The organism is Maribacter sp. MS6 (assembly GCF_056839185.1).
Window position 1 is genome coordinate 2,555,249 of record NZ_CM166389.1, and the last position, 19,168, is coordinate 2,574,416.

At 37.8% G+C, this 19,168-nt stretch carries 20 protein-coding genes and 1 pseudogene; 10 read left to right on the forward strand and 11 right to left on the reverse strand.

The annotated features are described in order from the left end of the window. Positions 1-32: 32 nt before the first annotated feature. From MS6x_RS11220 to MS6x_RS11230, 3 genes are all read left to right on the forward strand, one after another. Positions 33-1,115, forward strand: coding sequence for a TFIIB-type zinc ribbon-containing protein (locus tag MS6x_RS11220; protein WP_482602031.1), 1,083 nt, complete (start codon positions 33-35; stop codon positions 1,113-1,115). Continuing rightward, positions 1,112-1,846: a metallophosphoesterase family protein gene (locus tag MS6x_RS11225; RefSeq protein ID WP_482602033.1), complete on the forward strand. Its 735-nt coding sequence runs from the start codon at positions 1,112-1,114 to the stop codon at positions 1,844-1,846. Before MS6x_RS11220 ends, MS6x_RS11225 begins: the two co-directional genes overlap by 4 nt. 63 nt (positions 1,847-1,909) lie before the next feature. Then, positions 1,910-2,908 (forward strand): acyl-ACP desaturase, encoded by a 999-nt coding sequence (locus MS6x_RS11230; RefSeq protein ID WP_482602035.1) that lies wholly within the window; start codon positions 1,910-1,912, stop codon positions 2,906-2,908. A gap of 74 nt (positions 2,909-2,982) precedes the next feature. Here MS6x_RS11230 and MS6x_RS11235 read toward each other — a convergent pair whose 3' ends face one another. After that, positions 2,983-3,537 carry a hypothetical protein gene (locus MS6x_RS11235; RefSeq protein WP_482602037.1) on the reverse strand — a complete coding sequence of 185 codons (555 nt, stop codon included), beginning with the start codon at positions 3,535-3,537 and terminating at the stop codon, positions 2,983-2,985. 30 nt (positions 3,538-3,567) lie between these two features. Further along, positions 3,568-4,473 carry an OmpA family protein gene (locus MS6x_RS11240; protein ID WP_482602039.1) on the reverse strand — a complete coding sequence of 302 codons (906 nt, stop codon included), beginning with the start codon at positions 4,471-4,473 and terminating at the stop codon, positions 3,568-3,570. A gap of 424 nt (positions 4,474-4,897) precedes the next feature. Here MS6x_RS11240 and MS6x_RS11245 point away from each other — a divergent pair, with 424 nt between their 5' ends. Continuing rightward, positions 4,898-5,023 carry a hypothetical protein gene (locus MS6x_RS11245; RefSeq protein WP_482602041.1) on the forward strand — a complete coding sequence of 42 codons (126 nt, stop codon included), beginning with the start codon at positions 4,898-4,900 and terminating at the stop codon, positions 5,021-5,023. A 24-nt stretch (positions 5,024-5,047) separates the two neighbouring features. Here MS6x_RS11245 and amaB read toward each other — a convergent pair. The 6 genes and pseudogenes from amaB to MS6x_RS11275 all read right to left on the reverse strand — a co-directional run bounded on the left by amaB (position 5,048) and on the right by MS6x_RS11275 (position 9,315). Next, positions 5,048-6,600 (reverse strand): annotated as a pseudogene (gene amaB, locus MS6x_RS11250) (L-piperidine-6-carboxylate dehydrogenase). 66 nt (positions 6,601-6,666) lie between these two features. Further along, positions 6,667-7,083, reverse strand: a complete 417-nt coding sequence (locus MS6x_RS11255) for a nuclear transport factor 2 family protein (RefSeq protein ID WP_482602043.1) — start codon at positions 7,081-7,083, stop codon at positions 6,667-6,669. Beyond that, positions 7,080-7,442: a DUF1304 domain-containing protein gene (locus tag MS6x_RS11260; protein WP_482602045.1), complete on the reverse strand. Its 363-nt coding sequence runs from the start codon at positions 7,440-7,442 to the stop codon at positions 7,080-7,082. Before MS6x_RS11260 ends, MS6x_RS11255 begins: the two co-directional genes overlap by 4 nt. Further along, positions 7,443-7,982: a 3-hydroxyanthranilate 3,4-dioxygenase gene (locus MS6x_RS11265; protein ID WP_482602047.1), complete on the reverse strand. Its 540-nt coding sequence runs from the start codon at positions 7,980-7,982 to the stop codon at positions 7,443-7,445. It abuts the gene before it with no gap. 134 nt (positions 7,983-8,116) lie between these two features. Further along, complete coding sequence (locus tag MS6x_RS11270) at positions 8,117-8,596, reverse strand: CAP domain-containing protein (protein WP_482602049.1); 480 nt, start codon at positions 8,594-8,596, stop codon at positions 8,117-8,119. A gap of 209 nt (positions 8,597-8,805) precedes the next feature. Then, positions 8,806-9,315, reverse strand: a complete 510-nt coding sequence (locus MS6x_RS11275) for a CvpA family protein (protein WP_482602051.1) — start codon at positions 9,313-9,315, stop codon at positions 8,806-8,808. Positions 9,316-9,396: 81 nt separating this feature from the next. On the opposite strand from MS6x_RS11275, the gene MS6x_RS11280 reads away from it, so the two are divergent. The 4 genes from MS6x_RS11280 to MS6x_RS11295 all read left to right on the forward strand — a co-directional run bounded on the left by MS6x_RS11280 (position 9,397) and on the right by MS6x_RS11295 (position 13,385). Next, positions 9,397-9,753 carry a hypothetical protein gene (locus tag MS6x_RS11280; protein WP_482602053.1) on the forward strand — a complete coding sequence of 119 codons (357 nt, stop codon included), beginning with the start codon at positions 9,397-9,399 and terminating at the stop codon, positions 9,751-9,753. Between the two features lie 4 nt (positions 9,754-9,757). Further along, the gene (locus MS6x_RS11285; RefSeq protein ID WP_482602055.1) at positions 9,758-10,063 is read left to right on the forward strand and encodes an antibiotic biosynthesis monooxygenase family protein; all 306 of its coding nucleotides are present in this window, start codon (positions 9,758-9,760) and stop codon (positions 10,061-10,063) included. Between the two features lie 98 nt (positions 10,064-10,161). Further along, a complete protein-coding gene (glpK, locus tag MS6x_RS11290) occupies positions 10,162-11,649 on the forward strand; it encodes a glycerol kinase GlpK (protein ID WP_482602057.1) in 1,488 nt (495 codons plus the stop codon). Positions 11,650-11,720: 71 nt separating this feature from the next. Beyond that, on the forward strand, positions 11,721-13,385 hold the full coding sequence (locus tag MS6x_RS11295) for a glycerol-3-phosphate dehydrogenase/oxidase (protein WP_482602059.1): 1,665 nt from the start codon (positions 11,721-11,723) through the stop codon (positions 13,383-13,385). On the opposite strand, the gene MS6x_RS11300 is transcribed toward MS6x_RS11295, so the two are convergent. Beyond that, the gene (locus MS6x_RS11300; RefSeq protein ID WP_482602061.1) at positions 13,382-14,383 is read right to left on the reverse strand and encodes an NAD(P)H-dependent glycerol-3-phosphate dehydrogenase; all 1,002 of its coding nucleotides are present in this window, start codon (positions 14,381-14,383) and stop codon (positions 13,382-13,384) included. The genes MS6x_RS11295 and MS6x_RS11300 overlap by 4 nt on opposite strands. Before the next feature lie 125 nt (positions 14,384-14,508). On the opposite strand from MS6x_RS11300, the gene MS6x_RS11305 reads away from it, so the two are divergent. Continuing rightward, positions 14,509-15,420 carry a nicotinic acid mononucleotide adenyltransferase gene (locus tag MS6x_RS11305; protein WP_482602063.1) on the forward strand — a complete coding sequence of 304 codons (912 nt, stop codon included), beginning with the start codon at positions 14,509-14,511 and terminating at the stop codon, positions 15,418-15,420. Positions 15,421-15,490: 70 nt separating this feature from the next. Here the strand turns inward: MS6x_RS11305 and MS6x_RS11310 are convergent, their stop codons facing one another. Beyond that, the gene (locus tag MS6x_RS11310; protein WP_482602065.1) at positions 15,491-16,009 is read right to left on the reverse strand and encodes a hypothetical protein; all 519 of its coding nucleotides are present in this window, start codon (positions 16,007-16,009) and stop codon (positions 15,491-15,493) included. Positions 16,010-16,265: 256 nt separating this feature from the next. Between MS6x_RS11310 and MS6x_RS11315 the strand changes: the two genes are divergently transcribed. Continuing rightward, complete coding sequence (locus tag MS6x_RS11315) at positions 16,266-17,336, forward strand: hypothetical protein (RefSeq protein WP_482602067.1); 1,071 nt, start codon at positions 16,266-16,268, stop codon at positions 17,334-17,336. Positions 17,337-17,342: 6 nt separating this feature from the next. Here the strand turns inward: MS6x_RS11315 and pafA are convergent, their stop codons facing one another. Then, positions 17,343-18,971, reverse strand: a complete 1,629-nt coding sequence (gene pafA / locus MS6x_RS11320; protein ID WP_482602069.1) for an alkaline phosphatase PafA — start codon at positions 18,969-18,971, stop codon at positions 17,343-17,345. Positions 18,972-19,168: the final 197 nt, after the last annotated feature.

The following is a 19,168-nucleotide window of genomic DNA, read 5'->3' on the forward strand; positions in this document are numbered from 1 at the left end:
GGGATATTAGACCCAGCTTTAGCATATTTTCTATGGAAGAAATCCAAGCATCCGAACATAAAAAAGCATGCGCCAGCTGTGGTGCTGAACTAAAGTTTAAACCAGGTTCCCATCAGCTCAATTGTGAGTATTGTGGTTATGAGGAGTTTATTGCTGCCTCCAAGAGTAGTTTTGAGGAGTTGGAACTGGACCATTATTTAAAAATAGTTGGTGAAAATGCCTATACGGAAACCATTGAGCTTTTACATTGTAAAAGCTGTGGTGCCAACCAGCATGTGGAGGAGCACTATAAATCTTTAGCCTGTGTTTATTGTGGCGAACCCCTGATCCGAGAGGATATTGAGCAAGAAGGCTGGATATTGCCCGGTGCCTTGGTTCCTTTTCAGTTAGATGTGAAAAAAGCAAGAGGTATTTTCAAAGGTTGGGTTAGCAGTTTGTGGTTTGCTCCAAATAATTTAAAACGAGCAGCCTTAGACCCTGAAGGTCTTCACGGGCTGTATGTGCCTTATTGGACCTTTGATGCGAATTTACTTGCAACATATCAAGGACAAAGGGGAGACTATTATTATGAAACTCAAACGTACAAGACTAGTAAAGGAAAGCAAACACGCCAGGTGCGTAAAACTAAATGGTCCTACGCGTCAGGTAGTGTAGACGGCTTTATAGATGACATACTTATAAATGCCTCGCAGAAAAAGAGAAGGGATATCCCTGCATCGGTTGCCTTTTGGAACTTAAAGGAACTAGTAGTATTTAATTCTAAATACTTATCGGGTTTTGTTACAGAAAAGTATACCGTATCGCTTAAGGAAGGACATCATAAATCTTTTCAAGAAGCCAAACATAGGGCCTATAATTGGATCCGTAGGGATATTGGAGGTGATACTCAGCGCATATCCAATGCAGACATAAAGCTATCCAAAGAGACTTTTAAGCACATACTGCTTCCAATATACATTAGTTCATATCGATACAACGGAAAAGAATATCAGTTCTATGTGAACGGACAAACTGGGGTGTTGAGTGGCACTAGACCTTATTCTTTTTGGAAAATTTTCTTTTTGGTCCTATTTATCCTTCTTGTCATTGGTGTAATTACGATTTTTGCAAAATGAGAAACACAAGAACTTTGGTCATAGGAGATATTCATTCTGGACTAAAAGGATTACAACAAGTCTTGGAAAAAGCAAAGGTTTCTACTAACGACACGCTAATTTTTTTAGGCGATTATGTAGACGGTTGGAGTCAGGCGGTGGAAACGATCAACTTTTTGTTGGAATTGGACAAGACCCATAATTGTGTATTCCTTAGAGGAAACCATGACGCCTTGTGTTATGAATGGTTGGTTGGCCAAGCAGATAATCCTATGTGGTTTAAACACGGAGGTGAGGCTACGGTTAATTCCTATAAAAACTTGGATAAAGCAACAGCGGATAAACATATCCAATTCTATGAAAGCCTAAAAAATTACTATCTTGATGATACAAATCGACTTTTTCTGCATGCTGGGTTCACCAATTTAAAGGGAGTGGAATTTGAATATTCCGAGGTTACTTTTTATTGGGATCGTACCTTGTGGGAGTTGGTACTTTCGCTAAACCCTAAGTTAGTTAAAGATGATGCGCTTTTCCCCAAACGCTTGTCCCATTATAAGGAGATTTACATTGGGCATACCCCAGTTACACGAATTGGGGAAACAACACCGCAATGCGCGGCCAATGTTTGGAATATTGATACGGGAGCAGCCTTTAAAGGTCCTCTAACGCTTATAGATGTCGAATCAAAAAAGTACTGGCAAAGCAGTCCTGTACATACTTTGTATCCTAACGAGCGGGGTAGAAATTGAAAATTGATAAAGATTTAATTACAATTTGGTTAATAATAACGAACTTTGATAAAAAAGGGATAGATGTCAGAAAAGAATATACGATTAGAAGTAATGCAGGCGATAGAACCAGAGGTAGAAGGTTTTATGGAGAATTTCCTAATTCAGCCCGAGGATATTTGGCAGCCTACCGATTTTTTGCCAGACCCTCAAAGTGATGGATTTTTAGATCATGTAGAGCAGTTGCGCGAGGAATCTAAGGAGTTGGGGTACGATTTCTGGGTAACTATGGTAGCTGATACTATTACAGAGGAAGCTTTGCCTACCTACGAGTCTTGGTTAATGGATGTCGTAGGTATAGACCAACACGGAGAAAATAAAACCAACGGATGGGCAAAATGGGTACGGGCCTGGACGGCAGAAGAGAACAGACATGGTGATGTCCTTAATAAATATTTGTACTTATCCGGAAGGGTAAACATGCGAGAAATTGAAATTACCACGCAACATTTGATTTCTGATGGATTTGATATAGGAACGGACAGAGATCCTTATAAAAACTTTGTATACACCTCTTTTCAAGAATTGGCAACTAATATTTCACATAAACGTGTGGGACAAATGGCAAAGAAAAAAGGTAATGTGCTGTTAGGGAAAATGTGTACTATTATAGCTGGTGATGAAATGCGTCATCATTTGGCCTATCGGGAGTTTGTAAAAACAATTCTTGGGCACGATCCTAGCGGAATGATGTTGGCTTTTGCCGATATGATGAAACAGAAAATTGTAATGCCTGCACATTTCCTAAGAGAATCTGGAGGGACCATCGGAACGGCATTTGAGAATTTTTCAAACTGTGCGCAACGACTGGGTGTGTATACTGCACAAGATTATATAGAAATCTTAAAAAAACTAAATACCTTTTGGGAAATAGATGCTGTTAGGGGTCTCAATGATGATGCTCAGAAGGCACGCGATTACCTGATGAAGTTACCAGAACGATTAGAGCGTATTGCTACAAGAATGAAGTTTCCGGAGGATCAGTATCATTTTAAATGGGTAGAAGCTAACGGTAGGTTATAACCTGATAAAAAATAGATAATTAAAAACCCCGATTCTTGTTGAATCGGGGTTTTTGGTTTAGGTTGATTAGTGTACTATAATTTTCCGTGATCGTGCTCGTCTTGCCATTTCAAGAGTTCTTTCCACTTCCCTTCATAAGCCATTTTTGATTGCATTGGCCATGAGGCGGGATCATGAACTTGATATCGTCTTCCACCTGTGTCGAGTACTTTTTGACAGTCGGCTACCGATGAGTCGGAAAGCGCTTTCCATGTTTTGATACCGGCATCTTTAAGCATGCCCTCTATCTTGGGACCTATACCCTCTACAACTTTTAGATCATCCTGCTTGATTGTTTTGCCAAATATCGCTTTCGCTGCAGAAGCATCAAAAGGAATAGAAGCTATCGCTGTACTAGCGGTAACAGATGCGGCTGATGCTCCTAAGTTAGCACTAGCACTTAGCTTTTTGTTACAGGCATCTAAATCTGCCTGTAATGTCGCATTTCTATCTTGTAATAATTTTAAATCCGCAGAGTTGTCTATAACCGTTTCACCACCTTTACCAAGGAGGTAGCCAACAATTCCGCAAATCACTCCTACTAACAGGGGAATTAGCCAGCACCAAATATTCATATTTTCAAAATCCATATTTTATCTTCTTTAAAAGTTAGTGTTTATTTAATTTAAGGTTACTACGGTCCGTCGGTTTTTAGATTTGCCCTCTTCGGTTGCATTGCTTTCTATAGGGTCGGTTTGTCCTTTGGAAAAAGTATTTATTTTCGCTTCGGAAATACCATTTCTAATAAAATAGGCCTTCGCAAAATCTGCTCTATTTTGTCCAAGTCTCATATTCGTTGCTGCAACTCCGGTGTTATCGGTATGTCCTACGATATTTACTTTGGCACCTTCTACTTTATCCAAATATCTAGAGATATCGGCAACTTTTTGGCGTTGTACCGAAGATAGATTTATCGAAGCTTCCGCTGAGTCAAAATACAGCACAAGAGGGTCTGCCTTAATTTCCTCATACAATGCTTTAAGGTCATCGCCAGCTGTTTCTGATTCTCCAGAAATACCGTAAGCTATAGGTCCAAGGTAAACACCTTCATTAGGAACCATAGTATCCATAAGTTGCCCCATGGTATTAGTTCTTGTTGATGGGATCCCGTTTTCTACCAAATGATTTTTAACGGCGTTGGCACGGGCCAGCCCTAAATTAGGAAATGCGGAATCGTTTGTTTCATCACTTTTGTAGTAGCCAGTTACATTTAGAACCTTACCGGTATTTTCGGATAAAAAGTTTTTCAAGCTGCTTATCCCAACATCCATACTTGTAGCTAAAGGCATCAAAATAGCCGATGACGATACGTTAAAATTATAGTTGTCATTTTCATTGTAAGTATAATCTCCATCACTAAAGGCAAAGGGGTAAGAAGTTGGCTCAGGTGCTATGGGAATTGCTACTTCTTCTGGGGGCTCCTCTTGTGTACTGGCTCCACACTCGCTGCAATAGGAAATATACAGGTAAGTCCCAAGCAGAATGGTTAGGAGCATCAGTAGTAGATACTTTGTTGTTCTTGTCATTGTGGTTAGTGGTTTTGGTGTTTGCCTACAATGTATTAAAAAAATCTTAAAATTGTTAAGATTCTAAGCGTTAATTACTAGTAATCAGTGTGTAGGGAATTTCACAATCATACAGAATTTATTTCCATTGGTACATAGTAGGGTGTGAACTATGTAAACTTCAATCTAAATAAAAGGTATTCTTAGTAACTTTAAATATATTGATAGATACCTATATCACTCCCGACAATGATTCGGCATTGTGATATGGTACTATCAAATATTTGAGTTAGTTGGTTTACTAAAAAGCCCTTTTGCGGATTAGCAAAAGGGCTTCGTTTTTTTGTAATGGTTTCCATTTATACAAAAACAATATCCAAGTGTACAGAAATAATAATAATCCGCTGAAGGTTCCTGTATCTTCATCTTGAATAGAAAAAATGAAATGAAACAGGTAGTAAAACAACTTTTAGGCTTGTTTACCCTTTTATTGATGATTGTGATATTGGGAACACAAGCGTTATTAAAAGGTAGTTGGACCTCAGAAAATAGAGATCAAACTACCGTTTAATTTACTTATTGTAAAAATGTCGATTTACAAGTCGAACTTAATCCCTTGTGCTAGAGGCAATTCATCAGAGTAATTAACGGTATTTGTTTGTCTTCTCATATAGACTTTCCAAGCGTCGGAACCTGATTCACGTCCGCCACCAGTTTCTTTTTCACCTCCAAAAGCACCGCCAATTTCTGCACCAGAAGTTCCGATGTTAACGTTAGCTATTCCACAATCTGAACCCGCATAAGACAAAAATTTCTCAGCTTCCTTAAGGTCGTTGGTCATTATTGATGACGACAAACCTTGTGCAACCCCATTTTGTGTTTCAATAGCATTTTCTACTTCACCAGAGTATTTTAAAAGGTATAAGATTGGAGCAAAGGTTTCGTGCTGTACGATTTCAAAATGATTTTCTGCCTCAATAATTGCTGGTTTCACGTAGCAGCCACTTTCGTAACCATCACCTTTTAGAACACCACCTTCAACTAAAACGTTTCCACCTTCAGCTTTTGCTTTAGTAATAGCCGCTAAATATGTTTTAACGGAGTCTTTGTCGATTAAAGGGCCAATATGATTTTTTCATCCAAAGGGTTGCCAATAGTTAATTGTCCGTAAGCACCAACTATAGCATCCCGTACCTTATCATAAACCGATTCATGTATAATCAAGCGACGTGTTGATGTGCAACGTTGCCCGCATGTTCCTACAGCACCAAATACAGCACCAGGAACAACAACTTTTAAATCGGCCGTTGGTGTAATAATAATTGCGTTGTTCCCACCTAATTCCAATAAAGATTTACCAAAACGCTCCGCAACTGTTTTTCCAACAATACGCCCCATTCGTGTTGAACCTGTAGCAGATACTAACGCAACTCTAGTATCGGTTGTCATCATTTCGCCAACTTTATAATCTCCATTGATGATACAAGAAATACCTTCTGGTAAATTATTATCTTTTAAAATTTCTGAAATAATATTTTGACAGGCAATGGTACATAAAGGTGCTTTTTCAGAACCTTTCCAAACACAAACATCACCACAAATCCAAGCTAAAGCCGTATTCCAAGCCCATACAGCAACCGGAAAATTAAACGCTGAAATAATACCGACAACGCCTATGGGGTGCCATTGTTCCCTCATAACGTGGAATGGACGTTCCGATGGAATTACTTTTCCGTTTAATTGTCTTGATAAACCAACAGCAAAATCACAGATATCAATCATTTCTTGCACTTCGCCATAACCTTCTTGTAAAGACTTCCCCATTTCATAGGAGACTAATTTCCCTAAAGGTTCTTTTAAATCTCTTAGTTTATTTCCAAACTGGCGCACAATTTCACCACGTTGTGGAGCTGGCATTTCTCTCCAAGATAAAAATGCATTAGTGGCCGCATCCATTACTTTGTCGTAATCTGCGCGCGTCGTAGATTTTACTTTACCTATTAATCGACCATCGACTGGCGAATAACTCTCAATTATTGCTCCGTTAGAAAAGTTAGTTGATCCCGTTGAGGTCCCCTCATTTATATCTTTAATCCCAAGTACTTTCAAGGCATCAATAATTCCAAATTCTGTAGCTATTTTTGACATTTTATAACTTTTTAAATATGTATTGTTAGATTTTTACAAAGTTACGAATAATCCTTTTGATCAGGATTATTTCCGAAGAACGGTAACCTTTACTATTTTTTCATTTTCTACTTCGTAAATAAGTACTAGTTCTATAGCTTCCTTACTACCGTTTCTACCAACTATATATTCGTGGTCTATGATTTTGTTCCCGAAAACGGTACGGGTTAGAACCGTAGAATTGAGTTTCGGAGAAGCATCGAATAGGGCACTATAGAATTCCATGCATGCCGCTGCACCTTGCATGGTGATGTTACCATCGGAAAAATTATGGAAGGTCACATTCGAATCCATAACCGACATAAATGCTACTATATTTCTACTATTATAGCTTTCCATTGATTTTTGAACAACTTGTTCTGGTGTCATTTCTTGTGCATTTAATGTAGGTGTGAAAAATAATAAGGATAGAAAAAAAAGAGCAGGGAATGAAATTGCTTTCATGTTAGAAGTATTAGGATAATGGCAAGGATAGCCGGGAGCGCTTGTACATAAAATATCTTTTTACTCACCGTAAATGCCCCATATATTCCTGCAATAGAAACACACCCCAAAAAGAATAACGAGATGTTCGTAATCCAATCCGTGTTATCTAAAAAAAATGTCCAAAGTAATCCTGCGGCTAAAAACCCATTATACAAACCTTGATTCGCAGCCATAGCTTTAGTTTGCGCAAAAAGCTCCTTAGGAAATTTTCTAAAAATTTTAGGCCCTCTACTAGTCCATGCGAACATTTCGAACCAAAGAAAGTAGATATGGAGTAGCGAGATAAACGCTATGGTAATTTTAATAGTAATTCCCATCTAGCCTTCTTTGGTAAAACGTTCATCAATTGGCATTACCGTTCCACAGTTGTCGCATGTTCTAAGGTCTTTTGAACCGTAGAAATGTTTAAAGTGCGCTAAAAAATCTTTCTCGATGTCGTTAAGTGTAAAATAAGCCTCGTATAGTTTGTGATTGCAGTTGTCACAAAACCACAGCAGACCATCATCCACATTGATGTGGTTTCGCTTACGTTCTATCACTAAACCTATCGAGTTTTCACGCCTAACCGGGGAATGGGGAATTTTTGCGGGATGCAGGTACATATCTCCAGGTCCTAATGTCATGGTTTTTTTTTGTCCATCTTCTTGTATATGCACTTCAATCGTACCTTCTAACTGATAGAATAACTCTTCGGTTTCGTTATAATGATAATCTTTCCTAGCATTGGGCCCTGCAACGACCATGACTATATAATCCCCTGCATCCTTGTAAAGATTTTTATTACCCACAGGTGGTTTTAGGGTATGTCGGTTCTCGGCTACCCATTTGGTTAAGTTAAACGGTGGTCTGATAGACATAAGGTATATATTTTACCGTAAGGTAAAAAATCGCATCAATTGTACCTAGAAACAAAGCGATAAAAATCCCATAGGGATTATCTAAGCCTTTTTAACTTGGCTACATTGTGCTGTTAGCTAAAAAGATGGTTTAATTACTCCTTATAAAAAAGTTGTGTATAGTAAAATTGGCCATTCTCATCTTTTTTTACACTTACGGCAGTATGTGTAAAATCACCTTCCATTGTTTTTTTGTGACTAGAACTGTCATACCAACCCAAAAAGGCTTCTTGGGCCGTGTTATAGTCTTTTGCTACATTTTCTGCCACCATTTGCACTTCTACTTTTGAAGCTATGCTTGAAGCACGTGCGCTAAAGTTATCATGGCTAAGACTTCCTTTTGCAATCATGTAATCTGTATGCTTATTGGCATATTCGTATGCAATAGGACTAAATTCAAGTGTAGCGGCACCAAGATCGGACCTATGCGAATTTACAATATCCAATACCTCATTTTCTAAGGCTACTGCATTTACAGCTTCAATGTTTGGTGTATCATTAATAGATTCTTTTGAACAGGATCCTAAAATAAATACAAACAAAACAAGGAAAGCGTATTGCGCTCTCATTTTCATATAATGTTCTATTTGTAAGCAGGTCGCTCAATGCAGGGAAGTAGGTCTATAAGAAATGGGTACTCGTTGTTCTCGTGCCGATAGGGGATAACGACTTTGTAATGATAATTAAAATTTAGATGGCTACGTTCAAAATTATTTTTTATTCGATGAAAGGACATGATTTTGGGTGAATATACCGATTAACGCTGTTTTATGTATTTTATCGACTACGGTATTTCCTCTGTATCCGAAACTTCTTCTCGCAATATAGTATTGAAAATGACTGCACCAATTTCCTTTATAGGGTTAAAAAGAATAGATTCATTTTGTGCTTCCTCGGAAATGAATCTAAGGTTTTTGTTTGCGCGACTTAGAAATATAAGTATAGCACCTACAATTACAGCTACCTTCAGCGCTCCAAAAGCCGCCCCCGCTATTTTGTTCAAAAGTCCCAATAGGGCAACATTGGCTATTTTGGTAAGTAACTTACCCGCGAAATGAACGGCTATTACGATAATAAGAAATGTGACAACGAATGCCATAATTGTAACATAACGTTCCTCCCAATTCAATTGCGCTGTAAGATATTCTCCAGCGATGTAGGAGAAATGGATTGCACCATAGATACCTGCAATGAGTGCCACTATAGAGGCAAGCTCTATTAGAAGTCCGTTATTGAATCCTTTCCACAGTCCTAAGAGAAGGAGAATTCCTAAAATGATATCTAAAAGTGCCATTTGAAAACAGTTTGCAACAAATATAGAACATTGATTAGTACCTTTACTTTTAAAAATTAGTATCAGTTTCAAACGTATAAAATGGCTAGAGATACACAATTAAGGGATAGGTGGAAGATTTTGGTTGGTAAACTATCCGCTCAATTTGCGGATGGTGATTCGTTAGAACTCGATGCCATAATCTATTTAGTAGGTATACAGGAGTTAGGGCAGTATCATAGGAAATATAAGAAAGATGATAAGTTAGATCTAATGCATATTGCCATTTGCAGATTGTTGGAACCCTACGGCTATTATGAATTTGATTTTTTTGACGAAGATGGATGGCCGCATTATTCCATAAAAGAAGAGTTGCCCACGTTAAAAGCTGGTGAACAATCTGTTTTAATGAAACAAGCTATTGTAGATTATTTTTTAGAACGGGAATTCATCAGCTAAACCTATGAATAAGCCCTACTACGCCGTAATTTTCACTTCTACAAAGAAGACAAAAAACCAAGGGTATGCCCAAATGGCCAAAACGATGGAAACCTTAGCAGCGCAACAACCCGGTTTTTTGGGTTTGGAAACCGCTAGGGAAAAAATTGGAATTACCATAAGTTATTGGGAGAGTTTGGAGGCCATTGCCAATTGGAAGCAAAACACGGATCATTTAGTAGCTCAAACAAAAGGAAAAGAGAAATGGTATAAGACGTATAGTGTTCGTATTTGCAAAGTAGAACGAGAGTATCATTTTTCTAAAGAGTAATCTACTTTTATTTTTATGCTACGCTATCGTTTGCGTAAAATTTCTCTTTTGAATTCGGGTTTTTTAAGGGTATATTTAAGTTCTTATCCTTAAAAGTTATGTCAAAAAAATACATTGTTTCTTTAGATCAAGGCACCACGAGTTCCCGAGCACTTCTTGTAGATGAAGCTGGGAACATTCAAGGAATGGTACAGCAAGAGTTTCAACAGATTTTTCCGAAACCAGGTTGGGTAGAGCATGATGCTAATGAAATAGTAGCGTCCCAATTGGGTGTTTTAAAAGAATTATTGTCCGAACAAAAGGTAAATGCTTCGGAAATTAAAGCTATTGGCATCACCAACCAGCGCGAGACTGCCGTCGTTTGGAACAAACATACCGGTGAACCAATATACAACGCCATAGTGTGGCAGGATAAACGTACGGCAGATATCTGTGAGCATTTAAAAAGCGAAGGTCTCACGGAGCATGTAAGACAAACAACAGGATTGGTCATTGACTCCTATTTTTCAGCTACTAAGGTGAAATGGATTTTAGACAATGTTTCCGGTGCAAGGGCTAAGGCCAAAAACGGAGACCTATTAATGGGTACCATAGATTGTTGGCTGGTATGGAATATGACCAAGGGAGAAAAACATGTTACGGATTATACCAACGCCTCGCGTACTATGATTTATGATATAGTAGACTTGGAATGGGACCAACGCTTATTAAAAGAACTTGAAATTCCAGAACGGATGCTACCAGAGGTGAAACCTTCTGCCTATCATTTTGGAGATTACGAAATAGATGGTGTAAAAATACCTATTACAGGAATTGCAGGAGATCAGCAGGCCGCTTTATTCGGTCAAGCTTGTTTTAAAAAAGGTATGGCGAAGAATACCTATGGTACCGGTTGTTTTATGTTAATGAACACAGGAGAAGAACCTCAATTTTCCAAAAATGGATTGTTGACGACCATTGCCTACGGATTGGATGGTAAGGTCCACTATGCGCTGGAAGGCAGTGTTTTTATTGCTGGCGCTGCGATACAATGGCTTAGGGACGGACTAGAAATAATTAAGGATGCGAAAGAAACCGAAGCTTTGGCTGATTCTGTTCATGGTGAAAGTTCTGTTTATGTGGTCCCGGCTTTTGCAGGTCTTGGAGCACCGCATTGGGATATGTATGCCCGTGGGGCTATTTTTGGACTTACCCGCGATACAGGAAAGGCACATTTGGCAAAGGCGACCCTCGAATCCTTGGCCTATCAGACAAAGGATATTTTAAAGGCAATGGAAGATGATTCGGGACTTCCCTTACAAAACCTGAGGGTAGATGGTGGTGCCTGCGCAAACAACCACTTAATGCAGTTTCAGGCCGATATTTTGGATACTGAAGTACACCGCCCAGAAGTGATTGAATCCACCGCTATGGGGGCTGCATTTTTAGCAGGTATTCAGGTGGGTTTATGGAAACAGGAAGACATTGATCAAACTAGACCCATGAACAAAATCTTCAAACCTACTTTTGACCGGGTAAAAAGAAAACGCTTGTATAAGAAATGGAAGAAAGCCGTAGAACGGTGCAAAGGCTGGGAAGAGAACTAATCGGAAGAAGAGTAAATTAAGGGGGAAGAAAGGGTAGATGAAGAATCGCCCAGAGAATGAACAAAAAAGCTATGAAGAATATTGAATTTACAAATCTAAAAAGAACAAAAGCAATCACGAACCTCTCTAAAGAGGAGTTTGATTTGGTGGTCATTGGCGGCGGAATAACCGGTGGAGGCATTGCTTTGGACGCAGCATCGAGAGGACTCAAAGTAGCGTTGGTAGAAAAGAATGATTTTGCTTCGGGTACCAGTAGTAAATCTACCAAACTCATACATGGTGGATTGCGCTATTTAAAACAGTTTGATTTTTGGTTGGTAAAAGAGGTGGGTTCAGAGCGTGCCATTGTCCACAAATTAGCACCACACTTGGTACTGCCGGAAAAAATGTTGTTGCCCCTCATAGAAAATGGTTCCTATGGGAAATGGCTAACTTCAGTAGGACTCAAGGTATACGATATTTTGGCTCAGGTAACTGGAGATGACAAACGTCAAATGTTGGAAAAAAAGGAGGCATTAAAACTGGAGCCCTTATTACCAAAAAAGATTCTAAAGGGCGCCGGCTATTATGCGGAATATAGAACAGATGATGCACGGCTTACCATAGAAAATATTAAAACCAGCCTTCAATTTGGAGCAACAGCGTTAAATTATGCCTCGGTTACGGATTTTTTATATACTGATAAAAAAATATCTGGGGTCGTCGTGAAGGATGAACTTTCCGGAGATGACTTTAAAATCAAAACTAAATATGTCATCAGTGCTGCGGGACCTTGGGTAGATGAACTGAGAACAGTAAACAACTCTAAAAAAGGAAAACGTTTACATTTGACAAAAGGCGTTCACTTAGTATTCCCGTATGAAAAACTGCCTGTAAAGCAATCTGTTTATTTTGATGTTCCTGACGGTAGAATGATGTTCGCCATTCCTCGTGGAAAAGTAACTTATGTAGGCACAACGGATACCAATTACAATAATGATAAGGATAAGGTGCAGACCGATTTGGCCGATGCTATCTACCTGCTTTCTGCGGTAAATAATATGTTTCCAAAAATCAATTTGGAAATGGAGGATATTGTCTCCTCTTGGGCTGGCCTGCGACCCTTGATTCATGAAGAGGGTAAATCTGCCTCAGAGCTTTCACGAAAAGACGAGATTTTTACTTCAGATACAGGCTTAATTAGTATTGCGGGCGGCAAGCTCACGGGTTATCGTAAGATGGCAGAGCGCGTAGTAGACCGTATAGCCAAAAAAATGGATGAGGAATATGAGACTAAGTTAAAACCCTGTGCCACCGAGGCTATTCCACTATGCGGTAATGAATTTAAAAAATACAAACACGTTAAAAAGTACATAACTGAGGTATTTGACCGCATTAAAAATGACGGTTTTACAGAACACGATGCTTGGTTTTTGGTTACGAATTATGGAAAGCAGACAGAAACAATTTTAGAGCTTTATCAAAATAGAAAAGAAGGCGATAAACCTACAAAGCTTCTTTTGGCAGAACTACAGTTTGGTGTCGCACATGAAATGGTGCAGGACCCTATGGATTTCTTTATCCGAAGAACGGGTAGATTATATTTTGATATTGAAAGTGTACGCACCTATATGGAACCCGTATTAAAAGAATTCAAGACTATTTTTAAAACCGACGATGCGCAAATTTTAAAATGGAAAGAAGCCTTAGAAACAGAGCTAATAGAACATTCAGATTTTTCTATGGAACGGGTTTAATCTAATTTATCCGTCAATTCCTTAAAAAGCTGTTTGGCATTTCCATTTTTATAGAGAATCTGGTATACGGTATTTATAATTGGTGTTTTAGATTTTTTCTTGAGTTTCGCCATGAGGTCATGGGCGCTTTTAGTGGCGTAATACCCTTCGGCTACCATACTCATTTCCATTTGGGCGCTTTTAACGGTGTAGCCTTTTCCTATCATGTTTCCAAACATGCGATTACGGCTAAAGGTAGAATAACCAGTAACCAAAAGATCTCCTAAATAGGCTGAATTGTTTATATTACGCTTCATTTTATGCACTTTCTTTATAAAGCGTTTCATCTCGCGTATAGCGTTGCTCATCAATACACTTTGGAAGTTGTCACCATATCCTAATCCATGTGCAATGCCGGCGGCAATCGCATAAATATTTTTGAGCATGGCGGCATACTCGGTGCCAATAATGTCGTCTGAAATTTTAGTTTTGATATAATCACTATTTAAGGCGTTGGCTACCAGTTCTGCCTTTTTAGGATCGGCACATGCCAAAGTCAAATAAGAAAGTCGTTCCAAGGCTACTTCCTCTGCGTGACAAGGCCCTGTAAGTACGCCAATAGAATCAAAAGGTACGTCATAGGTTCTATGAAAGTGTTCACCTACAATAAGTCCAGATTCTGGAACAATACCCTTAATAGCAGAAAAGATGATTTTACCATCAAAGGAAGCCGTCAACTTTTCAAGTTCAGTATTCAAAAAAGCGGAAGGAATAGCAAAAATGAGCACGTCGTAAGATGTTATGGTACTATTGATATCCGAGGACAAATCTAAAAGTGAACTAGGAAATTCTACCGAGCTAAGGTAGTTGGGATTATGTCTTTGGGTCTTAATGTGCTGAATAGCATCGGTATTACGCATATACCAACCAACTTTATGTCCGTTGCCAGTCAACATTTTTACAATAGCGGTTGCCCAACTTCCTCCTCCTAAAACGGCAAATGTCTTTTCGTTATCCATAGGATAAAAGTAAGTATTCAAAAGCATAGGTAAAACAAAAGAATATGAACTATTGAAAATCAGCAATATACATAATTTGGCATGGTGCTTGTTTTATGTTTAACATAATACTAAAACCAAATATCATGAAAACAATAAAACTACTTTTTGGATATGTTCTAATGGCGACCTTGTTAGTTTCATGCTACTCGGAGGTCATTATAGAAGATCAATTTATAGAACAATCTGCTTTTAATACCGATCAAGTATTGCAATCTTTTGACCTATGGTATGTAGATATTAATGAGACCCGTGGAAACGGAGAAGTTCCTTTTTTACAACGAGCATTTACCGTTTCTTTTGATAGGGGTGTGTTAATTGCTAATAACAACATTGTAGGTATTGGAAAAACAGGAAATGGCTTAGGGATAGATGTTGGTTTTTATAGTACACTTAGGGGAGTTGTGGAAATAGACCATGATGCAGACGGACTATGGTTATTAGAGGTATATGCCTTAAACAATAACACGATCGAATTATTAGACGTTCGTTCCAATACATCGTATGTTTTACGTGGATTTCAACGGAACAGATTTGATTACGATATGGTGTTTTATGATAATATCAATTACTTTATGCAGGAATACGATGCATGGGAAAAATCCTATACGAGCGAGGAAGGAGCTTTGAACGATTTTGACGAAGAGAATTTTTTACAGTTTTTACCTTCATTTTTTCGTTCTTCTATAGATCCTTCTGGGACTGCCCTAGGAGCGATACGTTGGGATTTTGAAGGTGACTACCAAGTGTACGATGTTGCAGGAGATGCTAGTTTAAAAACCTTGACTCTGGACTATGATTTTATGGGGAGCGATTATTTTGAACTCTATGTAATTAATGATAGCACAATAGAATTATTTCATCCTGATAGCGGAACAGTCTATGAGTTTAAAGGAAGGGGATACCAGCAATATCTTAAATCTGGTAAAGGCACTGTCGCTAAGAAAAGAACAAAATCGGCGAATCCGATTATGGACGTTAAGCGAAAAAGAAAATAGAATTAGTTTTTAGGTTGGTTGAAAAATGTCTTTGTTCTTTGAATAAAGGCATTTTTATTTTAAAAGATCATTATCGCAATACTTTAAAATGATCCAGCTTTATATCATCTAAGCCTTTGTCATCAAAAGGATATTCTAAATCATCTTGTATGTTATACAATGAAATAAGTATAAATTCAGTAAGTACCACTATAAAATAAACAGTTAAATGATTATAGTTTTCCCCGATATTGAATATAATGGTAGGCGTGTATATAAGAGGAAAAATGTAGATAAATACCTTGCAATAGGCTTTTAAACTTGCCGGAGTTCGATGCACATGAATTCCGTTTAAATTATCAATGGCCTCATGAAGATCACACATATATTTAAACAGTTTATCCTTTAGGTTTTTTGGAATAGTTTCTCTCCTATCAAATATAAATTCGTAAATTTTATCAATTTCATCATCAAGATATCTAATATTCCCGCTGTGGCTTTTAAGATGGGTCAAGGTTTTGTCTTCAATGTTTTGCAATAGTTTTTTCAAAGTAATTTCTTCTTCGGGCAATAATTTGCTCGTGGTAACAAAATAAAAGATTGTTTTCATAGCACTCCGGTACTGGCTCAAATGTTCTAATGCTTTTTCTCTTCTTCTAAATGATCCTCTAATGGTAAAAACCAATGGAAAAATTATTGCAATACTCAATAGGGTTAAATCTACTTTGAAATAAATTTTATAGCGATAACAAACAAAAACTGATAGCAATGAAATCACCGCCACTATAAGGGTACGATGATTTAAAGATGAGAGATAGAGTTTAATAGTTTTATTTTTAATACTTTACGAGTAAAGTTAAACGAATATGGGAAATATACAAACTTATGTAAGTCTTCTAGTAATATCCGTTTTTATATCTACATATGGCTTCGGTCAAAAGAACAAGACGAACAAAAAACTTGGTAAAGTTTCAAAATTGTTTAGAACTTCAACGGCATTGCCAATTCAGATGTCTTATAGTAACAAAGACCTTAAAAAACTCACTAATGACAGTACGTATCTTAATCTTGTTGTTACTTATTCTGATATTGAGGAAAACGACACCCTTAAAACCTTACCGGTACGGGTGCGGGCACGTGGAAATTTTAGACGTAAAAATTGCTATTTTACTCCTATTAAGATTAGGGTCAAAAAAGATGATGCCAAAGGAACCTTGTTTAAGGGGAATAAAGAGCTAAAACTTGTTGTCCCGTGTTTGAAGGAAAACAGTGCCAACGATAATATTGTTAAAGAATTATTAGCTTATAAGCTTTTTGAAATTATTTCCCCATACCATTTTAAAACAAGGCAATTGGATTTAACATTGAAAGAGCAGAAAGGGAAAAAGGTAATAGAACATAAACTAAAAGCATTTTTCATAGAGGATATTGACGAACTGGAAGACAGGTTCGGGGGCAAAGAACAAAAGAGAGATATACATCCTTTACAGCAAGATTCTTTAAGTTCTGTTCGTAATGCATTTTTTCAGTTCATGATAGGTAACACTGACTTTTCTACAGGATACCAGCATAACCAAAAAATTTTGTTCGTAGATGGGTTTTCCATACCAATTCCCTATGATTTTGATATGTCCGGATTATGTGATGTAAGTTATGCCGTTGTTTCTCAAATAGAAGGAGAGGTGTTGCATGTAGAAAAAATTACAGATCGCTTGTATCGAGGATTCAAGAGATCCGATGAAACTATGCAATTGATAAGGGAGGAGTTTTTGAATAATCAATCTGAAATGATGTCTTTATTGGAAGACTATAAAACGTATTTTGAAAACCCGAAAGAATTTCAAACATGTAAAAACTATCTATTGAGTTTCTTTACGGTTATTGGAAATGAAAGCACTTTCAAATCTGAAATTTTGGATAAGAGAAGAGTCAAGTAATTGTAATTACTTCTCGAATAATTCGAACAGTGGTTTGCCTTGAGAAGCACTTGTTAACGGTATATTCAGCAGCATAGACAGACTTGGTGCTATGTCTATAGGATGTACTTCCCTTACTGATTCTCCCTTAGGAATTCCTGCGCCCATCCAGAGCATGGGGACCTGCGTGTCGTACGTATAACCGGATCCATGTACGGTGCCGTTTACGTCCATTAAATCAATATATGGATTGGGGTGTATAATGGTGCCAGAGGTGTAACTTACGATTACATCCCCTGACCTTGTTACATGATAACCGTTCTGTATGGTTTTTCGCAATCCTTCTTCATACACTTGGGTTTTAAGGTCATCTGCCGTAAGCGCAAGGAATACTTCAGGAGAGCTCATTAGAAAATCAGCAGCCTCTTTTTCTACCATAGGCATACTAAGTTTTTTTTCATCAACGGTCTCTTTTTTAAGGTATAGGTTATTTCCATTTACCGCACGTATCCATGACCCATCTCCAAATTTGCTGTCCAGAAAAACTTCTAGTTTCCTAGCATCCCCAGTGGTCCTTGCAACGGCAGCATGAAGTTTATGGTCCTTTAAATAAGCTACATTTTGAATAGCACCGTGGTCTGAGGTGAGAAACAAGGTATAGTTGTCATTACCAATAAAGGCATCTAACTGGGCAAATAGTGTCGCCAAATCTTTATCCAGTCTTAAGTAAATATCTTCCATTTCTACAGACTGCGGCCCAAAAGTATGACCAACTACATCTGGTACGGAATAACTAATACTGAGAAAATCGGTATGTTCATCCTTTCCTAAATTTTCTTCTTTTAAAGCGGTAATTGCAAATTCGGTCAGCAGCTTATTTCCTTTTGGCGAAATCCATAAAAGTTGGTATTCCTTGCCTTTTGATTGTAATCTCATGTCCTTAAAATTATAAGGAAATGTAGGACTTGTTTTACCGCTTAAAGCAGGTTCATAAGTACTATCGTCCGCATTGCTTTCGGTATATGTTTCTATTGGATATAAGGTGTTCCAAGTTTCGTTTAGATAGTTATCAGATTTCTCTTCTTTGTTAAATTCTTTTACCCAATTCGGTAGACTTTTCATATAGTAGGAACTACTTACGAAATAGCCGGGGCTAGATTCCCAGTCGTGCCAATACGCGGCATCCGCAGCCTTACCCCCAGGTAGAATAGCACCCCTGTCCTTTATAGAGACACTTATGACCTTGGATTTAAAATTACTTGTTTGTTTTAGTTCATCCGTAATTGTTGAGGTCATTAAATTTTTTGGAGAACTACCCAGAAGGTTTTCTTTTACGGAACCTATCAGTTTTTGCTGAGTATCGGAGACACTTCCGGTAATTGATTTTGTTGTTGGATCGTACCAACTATTGCCTATAATACCATGATAGGAAGGTGTTGTTCCTGTATATATTGATGCATGGCCTGGAGCCGTTTCTGAAGGTATGTAGTTTACATTGGTATTTTTGAAATTATACCCTTCCTTTAGCAATCTTTTGAATCCATCTTCCCCAAATCTGTTTTGATATTTATATAGATAGTCAGAGCGCATTTGATCAACTATAATACCTACTACTAGTTTTGGTTTCTTGTTGGTTTGTGCAGAAGTAGTGAACACAGAACAGTTTAGAAAAAAAAGAAATGGGCAAAGTAGTTTATACATTAATTTATTTAAATTTAGAAGGCGTATCATTTAATATATCCGTCAGATAAAATAGGTTAATAAGTAGTAAGATAGTGAAAGAAAAGAACAATAGCGGATTACATATATGTGATGGCAAATTGAAAACGACCTACTTTTTTTGAGGCAGTTGA